A 13,940-nucleotide genomic window follows, 5' to 3' on the forward strand; every position below is an offset into this window, starting at 1 on the left:
AGGTACAGGACAATTTCTGCCATTAAAGGCATTGTATCGGCAGTGACAGGGTTATAACAAACCGATTTTCTTATAACTTATTGTGATAAATGAGTTTGTTGTGAAATAGTTGGTTGTTACATCGTTTTAACGTCAAAGTTGTAACCCAATATTTAATGTAAAAAATTATTAATTTCATAGAGTAAGTTTTTATGTCGGACTTAATTGTCATGTTTTCGGGAGCTTTTTTGGCGGCCACCTTGTTACCGGGTGGATCTGAAGTTTTGCTCGTCGCCCTGTTAAATAAAGTCCCGCAAGCTTGGTTAGTATTAGTTGCTGTAGCCAGTATTGGTAATACCTTAGGGGCGATGACAAGTTTTTATCTCGGACGTTTAGGGCGATTTGCTAAGTCCCCAGAGGCATTGAATGAAGGCAAACATGCCAAAGCCTTAACACTTATCGAGCGTTATGGCGTGTGGTCCTTATTACTGTCGTGGGCACCGATTATCGGGGATATATTATGTTTACTTGCGGGTTGGTTAAAGCTACCCATGTTACCCGCGTTGAGTATGATTTTTATCGGTAAAATAGTTCGTTATCTTATGGTAGCTGCAGTGACATTACACTGGCTTGGTTGATTTATTAACGCAGTTGTTCGGTTAAAGGGCGGGATTTAGTAAAGGAAGTCATTGTATTACTTGGAACTTTACTGATATTTAAGCGTCTTAAGTGATTGTGGATAAAAGGTTTTGAGCTGAGCTAATTTTTAGCCCATTGATGTATAAGGGGAATACTTTGAAAAAATGGATACTAGCGGTTGCGATTTCCGCTGCACTTGCAGGCTGCGCCTCTGAAACTTCAACCCAAATACCTACAGGTATAAGGTTAATTGAAAATGTGCAACTCACAGATTCACAAGTCGGTATTCCCTATAAAAAATATCAGCTTGCTAATGGCCTTACCGTAATTTTGCATCAGGATCGCTCTGATCCTCTAGTGCATGTTGATGTGACTTATCATGTCGGCTCAGCCCGTGAACTCGCTGGTCGCTCTGGGTTCGCTCATTTGTTTGAACATATGATGTTCCAAGGCTCAGAGCACGTTGCCGATGAGCAGCATTTTGAGGTGGTGACCGAGGCGGGTGGAATGCTTAACGGTTCCACTAATACTGATAGAACCAACTATTTTGAGACAGTCCCTAGCAATCAGCTCGAAAAAATGCTGTGGCTTGAGTCTGACCGTATGGGCTTTTTATTGCCAGCGCTGACCAGTGAGAAATTTGAAGTGCAGCGTGAGACGGTAAAAAATGAGCGCGCTCAACGGATTGATAATCAACCCTATGGCCGAATGAGCGAGCGTTTTAATCAAGCTATGTTTCCAGTTGGGCATCCATATTCCTGGCCTGTTATTGGCTGGCCTGAGGATCTTAACCGCGCCACAGTGGATGATGTTAAGCACTTTTTCCAGCGCTGGTACGGCCCTAATAATGCAACGCTGACGATTGGTGGCGATTTTGATGAGCAGCAAGCTTTAGCTTGGGTAAATAAATACTTTGGCGAAATCCCCCGAGGCCCAGAGGTTCAGTCCGAACCTAAGACCTTAGTTACGCTTGATAAGACCCGCTATATTTCGATGGAAGATAACGTACATTTACCGCTGATCCGTATAGGGTTTCCGACCGTGTATGCCAGTCATCCCGATGAGGCTGCGCTGGATTTATTAGCCAATATTTTAGGTGGAGGGAAAACCTCATTAATCTATAAAAATCTGGTGAAGGATGGTTATGCAGTGCAGGCCAGCGTGAGCCAACCCTGTCAGGAGTTGGCATGCCAGATGTCGATTTACGCCCTAGCTAATCCACAAAAAGGGACGACGCTTGCTGAGCTTGAGCAGCGGATCTTGGCATCAATTAATGAGTTCGAGCAGCGCGGCGTGACCGATGAAGACTTGCAAAAAGTAAAAGTCCAGTTTGAGGCCGATAGCATATTTGGTCTGCAAAGTGTCAAAGGAAAAGTATCGACTTTGGCGCTAAATCAAACCTTGTTTGGTGAGCCGAATAAAATAGCTTCTGACCTTGCTCGTTACGCTAATGTCACTAAAGACGATGTGATGCGCGTATTTAAAAAATACATCAAAGACAAACCTATGGTGGTGATGAGTGTGGTGCCGCAGGGTATGAAGGCCTTAGTTGCCCATCCCGATAACTTCACAGCCCAAACGCTGCCGGTCGCCCAAACGGCGGTTGAAGGTGAATTACCTACCGCTAAATTGGTTTCAAGCTTTGATCGTTCAAAAATGCCCGCAACGGGGGCTGCGCCTGTGCTGAAAGTGCCGCAAATCTGGACCAGTAAGTTAGCCAATAGCATTGAAGTGATGGGCACTCAAAGCGCCGAGACACCAACGGTTGAGTTGGTGATTTATCTTAACGGTGGTCATCGACTCGTCCCCGTCGAAAAGGCGGGACTGGCAAGCTTAACCGCGGAAATGCTCAATGAATCGACCCAAAAGCGTAGCAGTGAACAATTGTCACAGGCGCTTGAGATGTTAGGTAGCACGGTCGATTTTAGTGCTTCGGAATATCAAAGCACGATTAAAGTTTCAGCGCTCACCGAGCATTTGGATGAAACATTAGCCATCTTAGAAGAAAAGCTGTTTGAGCCTGCCTTCAATGAGGCCGATTTTGCTCGGGTTAAACAGCAACAACTCCAGCAAATTCAGCATATGCAGTCTGATCCTAGCTATCAGGCCAATGCTGCGCTGTATAGCTTGCTCTATGGTAACAATAACGCCCTTGGGGTGAGTGATGCGGGAACGTTAGATTCAGTAGCCGCGCTGACACTTGCGGATGTGAAAGCATTTTACGCCGAGCAGTATCGTGGTGCTAATGCCAAAATTATTACTGTGGCAAATCTGCCTGAAAGCGCATTGTTATCAAAACTTGCAGGATTAAGTCAATGGCAAGGTGAGGCCAGTGTATTGCCGCCGCTCAAATCATTCCCTGCTCTTAAAGGGGGCACTATTTATGTGATTGATAAACCCGGCGCTGCACAGTCGGTGATCAATATTGCGAAACGCGCCTTACCCTATGATGCAACAGGCAATTATTTTAAATCGTATTTAATGAACTACCCTCTTGGGGGGGCTTTTAATAGTCGTATTAACCTTAACCTACGTGAGAATAAGGGCTATACCTATGGCGCGCGTACAAGTTTCTCGGGAGCGGGTGAAGCGGGGGAGTTTATCGCCTCTAGCGATGTGCGTACTGATGTAACTGCTAAAGCCTTAAATGAGTTTATTAAAGAAATCAAAGCTTATCAGCAGCAAGGGATGACTGATGCGGAGCTGACCTTTATGCGAAACTCGGTTTCCCAAGGGCAGGCGCTGGATTATGAGACGCCTTATCAGAAGGCGGGTTTTATGCGGATGATTCAGCGTTATCAATTAAGCCAAGATTTTACTACCGAGCAGGACAAAATTATAAATACTGTAACAAAAGATGAACTCAATGCCCTCGCGGCTTCCGAGCTAGATATTTCACAAATGATCATCTTGGTTGTGGGTGACAAGGCTAAAATTGAAGCGGATTTGGCAACTTTAGGCTATCCAATTGAAACTTTAGTATTGTAAATTAGCTTTTTGGCCTTATATATACCTAACAAACCCAAAGATACGAGTTTCAACCTCTTTAGGTTGTTTGGGTATAAATTGCAGACAAGTTAATCGTGCAGCACAAAGTGGCTGTTGTCTAAAGTGTTAAAGTGTATGGCGGTGACAGCATTAGCTGTCACCGTCTGCGTTTAATCGCAGAAGAATGTAATTTGGCTTGCCCCATGGACAGGTTTAGATTTATTTTGAGGCGTATTTTGAAAGATAAGCCTCAAAATAAAGGTCTGACTGTTAACCTTGTCGCGATAGCGAACCACCAATCAGAGAAGCGCAAATTGAAGCCATTCAATGAATTAGTACAACATTTCTCGGACGCTCAAGGGCGCGCCGCACTCCTTGGCATGCAACGTGGAATTGAGCGTGAGGCGCTACGTATTGATGAGTCTGGCTACCTTGCGCTAGATGGTCATCCCATCGAGTTAGGGTCGGCCTTGACTCACTCGCGTATTACAACTGACTACAGTGAAGCACTGCTTGAATTTATTACTCCGGTGAATAATCAGGTTGAGCCGCTATTGCAAGGCTTGACCCAGACCCATGCCTATAGTGTGCGGCATTTGCATGGTCAGCGTCTTTGGCCCGTGAGCATGCCCTGCTATGTAAAAGATGAGGCGAATATCCCCATTGCTCGGTACGGTACGTCGAACACGGGTAAGATGAAAACCTTGTATCGTAAGGGCTTAACTTATCGTTACGGCGCTTTGATGCAGATTATTTCTGGGGTGCATTTTAACTTCTCGGTATCGCGGGAATTGTGGCAACGCCTCTATGAACTGAGCGATAAAGGCTTGAGCTTTGAGGATTTTATCTCCGAGTCTTACTTCGGACTTATCCGCAATTATCGCCGTTTGGTCTGGGTGTTGCCTTATTTGTTTGGTGCCTCTCCAGCGTTGTGTAGCTCATTTATCAAGGGTCAAAAGACCGATTTACGTTTTGAAAAGTCGGGACGCGGCACACTGTATTTACCCTATGCAACGTCGCTACGGATGAGCGATTTGGGCTACACCAACAAAGAGCAAGAAGATCTCAATATTAGTTATAACTCTCTGCCCGAGTATTTGGCGGGGATTAAAGCGGCAATTAAGATGCCATCGGCAAATTTTGCCAATATTGGCGTCAAGGTGGATGGTGAATATCGTCAACTCAATGCTAATGTGCTGCAAATTGAAAACGAATTTTACTCGCCTATCCGCGCTAAACGGGTCACTAAGACGGGTGAGAAACCCTCTGAAGCACTTGCCCGTGCTGGGGTGGAATATATTGAGGTGCGTGCATTAGATGTGAACCCTTTTAGCCCGATTGGGATTGAGGCTAGCCAAGTGCGTTTCCTCGACTTGTTCTTACTCTATTGTTTATTAACAGATTCTCCTAAATCAGATGCGGCAGAGGAAGCTCGTTTAAGTGCTAACTTAAAGTCAGTTGTACTTGAAGGCCGCAAGCCAGGGCTTGAGCTGATGACCGATTCGGGTACGCGGCCATTGCAGACGTGGCTCTTGGATCTCTTTGAGCATTTGGACTCATTGGCTAAGTTACTCGATGGTGATAAACAGGATTACCAAGTGGCCTTAGCCCATTGGCGTGAAGCCGTAAATGACCCACACAAAACCTTGTCGGGCCAAGTGCTTCAGCAATTGGTAACCAAGGGGCAAGATCATGGGCAGTGGGTGATGTCATTGGCACAGCAATATCATCAATATTTTATGGATTACCCCTTATCAGCTGAGGTTGTCAGCGATTATCAAGCTGAGGCACAGGCATCGCTTAACAAGCAAGCGGACATCGAAGCGGCGCAAAGTGCGGTATCCTTTGATGATTATCTGACTGACTATTTCGGCGCGCCAGCCTAATGAGTCAAGGTGTGAAGATGCGGACATTTATTCTCGCTGCCAGTTTGCTTGGGTCTACTGCGTTACTCTCAGGTTGCGCTTCATCCCCTGAAGATGATTTAAGTTGTGGTACGGTATCGGGCTATTTACAGCCCGATGCTAGTACCCATTGGTATCGAGTGGTGGTGACTCATCTAGATGGTAAGCCTGTGGTCTCAAAGCCTAATTATCAATTAGCACCTGGGGAATATGAGTTTACCGTTGCCGAGTTAATTGATGCTCCATCCCTTGGGGTGTCTCTTAGCGCGCGAACGCCAAAAACCTTTACGTTAGTGGTCGAAGGGCACCAGCGTTACCACATAGGGGCATTATTCCACACGGATAAACGCTACATGGGTAAAGATACCAACTATTGGGAGCCTGGTGTGTGGCAACAAGAAAATCATGAATGCCAGTTTGATTTAAGTCCTGAAACAAAATAGTTCGTTTTAACAATGGATTGTCATTTCTGTTAATGAGTATGACCTGAAAATAGGTGCTAAGGTGATCTTAGCGCCAAAAACAGGATTGGTGCTTTGCCTCATTCTATCACTGTGCGATGATGGGCAAGTTTTACTTCTTTGGAGAACAAGCGCTTAATGAAATGGCTTTCGACAACTCTGTTATGTGCATCCATAGGTTTTCTGTCTGGTTGCGCCACTTCTCCGCCAAAATCTCCTGACAACCTTTGCGATATTTTTCAAGAACATCGTTCATGGTACGAGGCCGCTAAGGATACCCGCGATAAATGGGGCGTACCCGTGCATGTGCCTCTGGCAATGATGTATCAAGAAAGCTCGTTTAAACATAATGCGGCGCCGCCTATGCAGTACTTTTTAGGCTTTATTCCCATTGGCCGAGCCAGTGATGCCTATGGTTATGCGCAGGCCAAATCCATGACGTGGGATGACTATGTTCGCGAGACTGGCAATAGTTGGTCTTCGCGCAGTAATTTTGATGATGCCATGGATTTTATGGGCTGGTTTATTTACAAGACCAATAAAATCAATGGAATTTCTAAATGGGATGCGAAGGCGCAGTACCTCAATTACCACGAAGGTTGGGGAGGTTATCGTCGAGGCTCTTATAAGTCTAAGGCTTGGTTAGTCAAGGTTGCAGCTAAGGTGGATGATAGAGCCAAACGTTATGCGGCTCAGTATAAAACCTGCAAGGAGGATTTAGATTCTTCTTGGTTATGGCGACTATTTTTTGATTAACCTTGCGCCCATGTACGAGGAGCTTATTGACTATAAGCTGTTGCCGAATGTTTATTGCGGCGGCTGATTATTAGCCGCTATGGCTTCGAGTGCATTAATGGCCTGTTTTTTACCGCGCTTTTGCTCATACATTGCATTATCAGCCTGTTTAAAAGACTTAGCCCAATCATTATTGTAAGGGGCGATGCCCACGCTAAAATTGAGATTTAGCGGCGACTCATGATGTAACTTAAGGCGCATGGCATCCAGATCGTTTTCGAGTAATTCAAGCGGGCCATGGCATAGGGCGACAAACTCATCGCCACCAAACCGAGAGATAATGCCTTTGTGTTTCCAGAAACCTAGGATTGTTTTAGCGACTTCTTTTATTGCCACATCGCCGACCTGATGTCCCTGTTGATCATTGATAATTTTGAGATTATCCATATCAATGATCACTAAAAAGCTGCCTAATTGAGCCTTAGGTTGCCAATGTTGCAGGGCATCTTCGAAGTTTTTACGGTTATAGAGTCCGGTTAAGTTGTCGAAGTTGGCGAGTTTAGTGATTTGTAATGACTTTTGATACAGGGCAATGGCGTTGCTGGCCTCGTGGGTAAGAATAGAGACCAAATTACGGTCGTAGTCGTTAAAGGCGCCAACACTACTGCTGTCGAGATTCAGCATACCGTAAAGTTTGCCATCAATCCGTATTGGGCTGGAGAGAGTGGAGCGTATCGGTTGCTTGGCTGCTGTAAGCAGCACCTGTTGCTGTTCATCTGTTAGCGTGCTTGCGGCATTGATATTTTTCATATCATCCACAACGACTACACGGTCACATTTACCCTTGGTGAGTCGATACTCGAAGGATTGTTCAAGGGAAAAATTTAATTGTTTTAGCTTGTTAAGATCGAGTCCAACTACTGACTCGAAATGCAGTCTATGGTTATCTTCATTGACTTTGATAATGCTGCCCATTTCTGCACCGTTAATAATACAGACGGCTTTATTCAACAGGGCATCGAGAAATGCATGTTCATTTTTATACTGACTCGACAGGTGGGCAAGTTCGTAAATGGCATCGTTAATGTTCACGACTTGCTCTAGATGTTGCCATAGGCGAGTTAAACGCCCTTGGTGGAGATAGTAGATTAAGCTGTAGGCAATGACATAGATAAGGCACACAAACAGCAGAGGGAGAATAGTCCAGCCTTCTGTCGGAGCATTAAAAACGAACAATAAAACGAAAAGCGCTATCGGTACAATCAACAATAAGAGGTGATAGCGATAGTCTAAGCGGTCAATAGTTTTACGTTTAAAATTATCCCTTAATTTCACTCGGCAGTTCCTTTATTCGTGCTCCGGTTAGTCTGATTGAATCGCCACATCACTAACTCATTCACGCTGAGTAAGAATAAGTATATAACGAAGTTGATAAATTCACTGATAAAGGAATAAATATATTCCCTTATCAGTGAGTTGCGCTGCTCGGTTAGGCTTTAGCAAACTCGGCTAAAATCCACGCAAGGGGCGCTTGGTATTGGCTTGGCATCCAAGTTTGCAACGCGCCAATACTATCTGTTAACACGCCCGTATTAGGCACCGAAAGATTTAAGTGCCCGACTTTACGGCCTGGGCGAACCTCTTTGTTGTACCAATAGAGCTCAGCATTAGGCAAGCTTAACCAGCGAGGATCGTTATCAATACCGATCAGATTGACCATCACGCATTGAAAGTTAACCTGTGGCAGCGGAATAGCAATACCGCACAGGGCTCTTAAATGCAGTTGGAATTGATCCATATGGGTACCCGCTTGGGTCCAATGGCCTGAGTTGTGTACCCGCGGCGCTAACTCGTTAACCAGCAGCTTATCGCCAACTCGGAAACATTCCATCGCCATTACGCCGACATATTCCAGCTCATGCATAATAGCGCTCAGCATGCCTTCCGCTTGCGCTTGCAGGTGATTCAGACGAGTCAGTGGCGAAATTGAGGCCATCAAAATGCCATCTTGGTGCAGGTTGAGTGTTAATGGATAAAACACGCATTGACCTTCACGGGTACGCACGCCGACTAAGGAGACTTCTTCATCGAAGTTGATTGCTTGTTCGGCAATGGCTAAGTTGCGCCAATCTTGGGGGATGTCACCCGCTTCAGCTTGTTTGAGCCAATGTTGGCCCTTACCGTCGTAACCGCCCGTGCGACGTTTCATCAACACGCGTGGGCCAAAGGCTTGATACAAGTTTTCGACGTTGGTCTTATCATCGACAAGTGTCCAAGGTGCCGTTGGGACTTGGAGCTGATCGAGTAAGCTTTTTTGGCAGTAACGGTCGGCCAAACGGCTAAATACTGGGCCGTTAACAAAATGCGGATGGCTACTGAGTTGTAAGCTTAAGGCGGATTCTGGCCACTGCTCGCGTTCGGCGGTGATAATATCCTGAGGCGCTAGCGGCAGGATTTCATCGGTTGGCGTCATGATATCGACGGCGCGAACATCAATAGCCAGTGGCTCGCCTGCGTGGGTCAGCATAGCGCCGAGTTGACCATTCCCTAATACCCAAACCTTTGATTTTGCATTTGCTTGGGTCATTAGGCTTCCCTCGGATCGGGATTGTCCAGTACTGCGCGGGTTTGTTCTTCCCTAAAGGCTTCTAAACGTGCGGCAAGTTCTGCATCGTTATTGGCGAGAATTTGGCAGGCCAGTAGACCAGCGTTAAAGGCTCCAGCGGTACCGATGGCGAGTGTGCCTACGGCGATACCCTTTGGCATCTGCACGATAGACAGTAAGCTATCCATGCCCGATAGCGCTTTGCTTTGTACTGGTACACCTAATACAGGTAAGCGAGTTTTTGAGGCAATCATACCGGGTAAATGAGCTGCACCGCCCGCGCCACCGATAATAATTTTAAAACCACGGTCAGCGGCTCCGGCTGCAAACTCCATCAGCTTATCTGGCGTTCTATGGGCTGATACAACTTCAACATGGTAAGGCACTTGCAGTTTATCCATGATCTCAGCGGCGGCTTCCATTGTGGGCCAATCACTCTTAGAACCCATAACAACAGCAACAAGGGCTTGCATGATAACTCCTTAACTCACTAATTTTAATTATATTTCGACCTTGTTTCAGGTCTGGGTACAGTCGATGTTCGCGGCTCCTGTAAGAGCTGGGAGCATCATGGCGCAGAATAATACCATGTAAAGCCCGATTTCTGGCGTTTTTTGCGCGTAAAAATAGTGCCTTTAGGATGGATAAAGTGTTCGTTGAATTGGCCTAAATAAACCCTATACCCCAACGCAGATACTGTGCGTTGGGGATAAAATATCAATTTGCAATTAGTGGGTTGCTGCTGGATTAGATTCGACGATATGCTCAAATGATGGCGCTTCGGCTAAGGCTTCCCGCAGGGTAGGATAAAACTTCAGTATCCCTTCAATCGGTTGCACTTTAGCCCTTGCAAGGGTGCGAATGGGCTGAAACTGCAAATCGGCAATAATCAACTTAGTATGGTTATGCTTACATTTTTCAATCAGTTTATTGAGTGCTGCAAGACCGCCTGCATCCAGAATCGATACCCCATCTAAGTAAAGTACAATCACTTGTTTATCTTGAGTGAGGCTGGCGATTTCGGCAAAAATACGATCGGCAGCGGCAAAAAATAGCGGGCCATTAATTTTGAGCACGGCCCAGTCGGCGGGCAGAGGCTGATCGATATAACGCTTGTTGCTACTGATATCATACAGCTTGGTCATCTCCGCGATTTCTTTCATAAATAGTAGCGCGGCTAAAATAATCCCCACGCTGATGGCGATCACCATATCGAATATCACCGTGAGTGAAAAACAGCTTAAAAACACCAATATATCGCTGGTGGGCGCAGTTTTCAGTAAGTGCACTGCTTTTGGGGCTTCACTCATATTCCAAGCTACAACCAGTAATAATGCGGCCATGGCCGACATAGGTAAGTAGGCAAGTACTCCTGCGAGCGCGACTAAACCAACCAAGACCACTATGGCATGGATCATCGATGCGATCGGACTCTGAGCACCCGCCTTAACGTTTGCCGCACTGCGGGCAATCGCCGCGGTTGCTGGGATCCCGCCAAAGAAGGGGGCGATAATATTGCCTATCCCTTGGCCGAGAAGCTCGCTGTTCGCGCTATGGCGCTTGCCTGTCATACCATCAAGCACAACGGCACATAGCAGCGATTCTATGGCACCTAACATGGCAATCGCGAAGGCGGCAGGGAGTAAGGCTTGAAAAGTGGCCAGATTAAATTCAAAGGTTTGACCATTGGCGCCAGTTTGTAACCAAGGCCATTCAAAGTGGGGGAGAACCGCAGGGATACCTGTGCCGACACTGCCGTCGCTTAATTGGTAATGGAAACGTGTTCCTATGGTCTCAATATCAGCGCCCATAGCATTTAACACTAAAGCGAGAATACTGCCCAAAACGATGGCCGGAAGGTGGGCTGGTACTGGGATTTTTAATCTAGGCCAGAGTAGCATAGTGGCTAAGGTAGCAGCAGCCACTAATAAGCTTGGTAGGTTAAGTGCAGGCAATGCCTGACCTAGTGCCATGAGTTTGGCAAAATATTGCTCTGGCATGTGCTCTATATGCAGACCGAAGAAGTCTTTTAGCTGCAAGGTTGCTATCACTACCCCAATCCCTGCGGTAAAGCCTAAGGTGACCGATTCAGGAATGTATAGGATTAATCTACCCAGTCTTAACATCGCCATGGCAACCAGCATCATGCCAGACATGACGGTAGCGATCAGCAGTCCCGCCAACCCAAATTGTTGGGCGATGGGATAGAGTAAGACGACGAAGGCGGCCGTTGGCCCCGAGACGCTATAACGGGAGCCACCTGTCATGGCGATAATAAAACCACCGACAATTGCGGTGTATAAGCCATATTGTGGGGCGACACCGCTGGCTATCGCCAGTGCCATTGCCAGTGGTATCGCAATGATCCCGACGGTCAGACCCGCCATGAGATCTTGTCCAAAACGTTTAAACGAATATTTATCTTTTACGCACGCTTCGCTAAGGGCGTGGGCAATTCTTAATGAAAACAAATGAGCAGAGTGTGACACGAGTGGGTCCATAAACGCGGCTTATTACAAGGCTCTATTCTAGAGTCCAGAAGAATGTTCTTGTGTGATCATGGTTGCAAAAGACGCTTAAATGTCTTTGTTTTTAATAAATAGTATGCTTGGCAAAGTGAGTGTGGCGATTTCTCTTATCAAATAACCCTTTTGTGCTTAGGCTGCGTTTATAGGGATATCAACCATTGGGGTCACAATCACTAGGTCACTATCATGAGATATCCATCTTCAGTCTTTCGCTATAAAACGCATTTAAGCTTTGTTGTTTCGGGATTAACAGTCGCTGTACTGCTAGGTTTGAGTGCTTGCAGTGATAAATCTGCGAAGCAGCAAAACCCTACTGAATTAGCCGTTCAAGCAAAAATTGCCGCGGAGCAACAAGCAGCGCTAAAGCAAAGTGCAGAACTTAAGCAAAGCGCAGAGCTTAAGGAAAGTGCCAAGCGTCAGGCCAATCGGCAATTGGATGCTGCAATCGCCATACAGGAGCAAGTCTCGTTAGCTAGGCTGCAAACAATGAATGCTGAGGGGCGATCGTATATTGCTCAACCTGCGGCCAGTATCAGTGCGGCGCCCGCGTTAAACGGCGATTGGCCAGGGGCTGTGCAACCTGAGCGCAATCGATTCGAGAAGCAAGTGCAAAACGGCATCATGGTCGCAGGGGAGATCCCTGTATCGACTTTTGCTATCGATGTCGATACCGGCAGTTACACGACGTTAAGGCGAATGCTAAAGGAAGGGCGATTGCCTCAAAAGGACACGCTGCGGGTTGAAGAAATGCTGAATTATTTTTCCTATGACTATCCACTGCCGGGGAAAAATGAGGCACCCTTCAGTGTTACGACTGAGCTTGCTCCATCACCCTATAACGATGACATGATGTTACTTCGCATTGGTTTGAAGGGGTATGAGCAGAGTAAAGCTGAACTGGGCGCCAGTAACTTAGTGTTTCTGCTGGATGTGTCAGGGTCGATGGCATCGCCCGATAAGTTACCTTTGTTGCAAACTGCCTTGAAAATGCTGACCCAGCAACTGGATGCTCAGGATAAGGTATCGATTGTCGTCTACGCCGGCGCTGCTGGAGTGGTGTTAGATGGCGCGGCGGGTAACGACAGTCAAACTCTTCATTATGCGTTAGAGCAGCTTAGTGCGGGTGGTTCAACCAATGGGGCGCAAGGTATTCAGCTTGCTTATCAGTTAGCGCAGAAACACTTTGTTAAAGGCGGCATTAATCGAGTGATACTTGCGACCGACGGTGACTTTAATGTCGGCACGAGCAATCTCGATGAGCTAATCGATTTGGTTAGCGCACAGAAACAACAAGGGATTGGGTTAACTACGCTCGGTTTTGGCATGGGTGATTACAATGACCATTTGATGGAGCAATTAGCCGATAAAGGCAATGGACAATATGCCTATATCGATTCACTCAATGAGGCGAGAAAAGTGCTGGTGGAACAATTAAGTGCAACCTTGCTCACCATAGCCAAAGAGGTGAAAGTGCAGGTCGAGTTTAATCCTGCTCTTGTGGCCGAATACCGTCTTATCGGTTATGAGAACCGCGCCTTAGCGCGTGAAGATTTTAATAACGACAAGGTGGATGCGGGCGAAATAGGCGCTGGGCATACCGTCACGGCACTTTACGAGCTGCGTTATGTTGATGCGGGTAATTTGGCTAATGATCAACTTCGCTATGGGTATAATCCCAAAATGGGCAATGAAAAATATAGCCGCGATGAAATCGCCTATCTGAAATTACGTTATCAGCTACCGGATGCCACTCAAAGCCAGTTACTGAGTTATCCAATCCGTGCCGATCAAAAAGTGAAATCCTTAGCGCAGGCGAGTGATGATTTTCGCTTTGCCGCTGCGGTGGCAGGATTAGGACAGTTACTGAATCAAAGCCACTATTTGCATCAATTTGATTATAATAAGCTTAGTGCGCTCACTCGTTCTGCGCTGGGGGAAGATACCAGCGGCTACCGACATGAATTTATGCAGCTTGTGGATACCGCTGCAATGCTTGCACAAACACAGCGAGTGCCAATCAAAAAATCCTTTGATGTCGGAGATAAACCTTTCCCGCCCGAGGATAAACCGCATCAACAATGAGCCAAATTATTATGTTTCA

The 13,940-nt window shown here is 46.4% G+C and carries 10 protein-coding genes; 6 read left to right on the plus strand and 4 right to left on the minus strand.

Annotated elements, in window-relative coordinates; all coding sequences use genetic code 11:
• The first annotated feature begins 191 nt into the window (after positions 1-191).
• The 5 genes from JM642_RS05185 (at position 192) to JM642_RS05205 (ending at position 6,727) form a co-directional block, all read left to right on the plus strand.
• The gene (locus JM642_RS05185) at positions 192-617 is read left to right on the plus strand and encodes a YqaA family protein (RefSeq protein WP_047536899.1); all 426 of its coding nucleotides are present in this window, start codon (positions 192-194) and stop codon (positions 615-617) included.
• Between the two features lie 139 nt (positions 618-756).
• Entirely contained in the window at positions 757-3,606 is a 2,850-nt protein-coding gene (locus JM642_RS05190) for a pitrilysin family protein (RefSeq protein ID WP_203433049.1), read from the plus strand.
• A gap of 236 nt (positions 3,607-3,842) precedes the next feature.
• A complete protein-coding gene (gene gshA / locus JM642_RS05195; protein WP_203433051.1) occupies positions 3,843-5,492 on the plus strand; it encodes a glutamate--cysteine ligase in 1,650 nt (549 codons plus the stop codon).
• Positions 5,492-5,953: a hypothetical protein gene (locus JM642_RS05200; protein ID WP_037421270.1), complete on the plus strand. Its 462-nt coding sequence runs from the start codon at positions 5,492-5,494 to the stop codon at positions 5,951-5,953. Before gshA ends, JM642_RS05200 begins: the two co-directional genes overlap by 1 nt.
• A gap of 156 nt (positions 5,954-6,109) precedes the next feature.
• Positions 6,110-6,727, plus strand: coding sequence for a lipoprotein (locus JM642_RS05205; RefSeq protein WP_037421266.1), 618 nt, complete (start codon positions 6,110-6,112; stop codon positions 6,725-6,727).
• 51 nt (positions 6,728-6,778) lie between these two features.
• Here the strand turns inward: JM642_RS05205 and JM642_RS05210 are convergent, their stop codons facing one another.
• From JM642_RS05210 to dauA, 4 genes are all read right to left on the minus strand, one after another.
• Positions 6,779-8,041 carry a sensor domain-containing diguanylate cyclase gene (locus tag JM642_RS05210; protein ID WP_203433053.1) on the minus strand — a complete coding sequence of 421 codons (1,263 nt, stop codon included), beginning with the start codon at positions 8,039-8,041 and terminating at the stop codon, positions 6,779-6,781.
• Between the two features lie 154 nt (positions 8,042-8,195).
• Entirely contained in the window at positions 8,196-9,293 is a 1,098-nt protein-coding gene (gene purK, locus JM642_RS05215) for a 5-(carboxyamino)imidazole ribonucleotide synthase (protein WP_203433055.1), read from the minus strand.
• A complete protein-coding gene (gene purE, locus JM642_RS05220) occupies positions 9,293-9,784 on the minus strand; it encodes a 5-(carboxyamino)imidazole ribonucleotide mutase (RefSeq protein ID WP_011626975.1) in 492 nt (163 codons plus the stop codon). The genes purK and purE overlap by 1 nt, the downstream gene beginning before the upstream one ends.
• 255 nt (positions 9,785-10,039) lie before the next feature.
• Positions 10,040-11,800, minus strand: coding sequence for a C4-dicarboxylic acid transporter DauA (gene dauA, locus JM642_RS05225; protein WP_203433739.1), 1,761 nt, complete (start codon positions 11,798-11,800; stop codon positions 10,040-10,042).
• Between the two features lie 225 nt (positions 11,801-12,025).
• Here dauA and JM642_RS05230 point away from each other — a divergent pair, with 225 nt between their 5' ends.
• Entirely contained in the window at positions 12,026-13,921 is a 1,896-nt protein-coding gene (locus tag JM642_RS05230) for a VWA domain-containing protein (RefSeq protein WP_203433057.1), read from the plus strand.
• Positions 13,922-13,940: the final 19 nt, after the last annotated feature.

The organism is Shewanella sp. LZH-2 (genome assembly GCF_016859145.1).
In the GTDB taxonomy this organism is placed as follows: Bacteria; Pseudomonadota; Gammaproteobacteria; order Enterobacterales; family Shewanellaceae; genus Shewanella; species Shewanella xiamenensis.

Bases quoted from the DNA above. Each gene is read 5' to 3' on its own strand.
- JM642_RS05230 (WP_203433057.1), top strand. From the start codon at position 12,026: ATGAGATATCCATCTTCAGTCTTTCGCTATAAAACGCATTTAAGCTTT.
- JM642_RS05205 (WP_037421266.1), top strand. From the start codon at position 6,110: ATGAAATGGCTTTCGACAACTCTGTTATGTGCATCCATAGGTTTTCTG.
- purE (WP_011626975.1), bottom strand. From the start codon at position 9,784: ATGCAAGCCCTTGTTGCTGTTGTTATGGGTTCTAAGAGTGATTGGCCC.
- purK (WP_203433055.1), bottom strand. From the start codon at position 9,293: ATGACCCAAGCAAATGCAAAATCAAAGGTTTGGGTATTAGGGAATGGT.
- JM642_RS05190 (WP_203433049.1), top strand. From the start codon at position 757: ATGTATAAGGGGAATACTTTGAAAAAATGGATACTAGCGGTTGCGATT.
- JM642_RS05185 (WP_047536899.1), top strand. From the start codon at position 192: ATGTCGGACTTAATTGTCATGTTTTCGGGAGCTTTTTTGGCGGCCACC.
- JM642_RS05200 (WP_037421270.1), top strand. From the start codon at position 5,492: ATGAGTCAAGGTGTGAAGATGCGGACATTTATTCTCGCTGCCAGTTTG.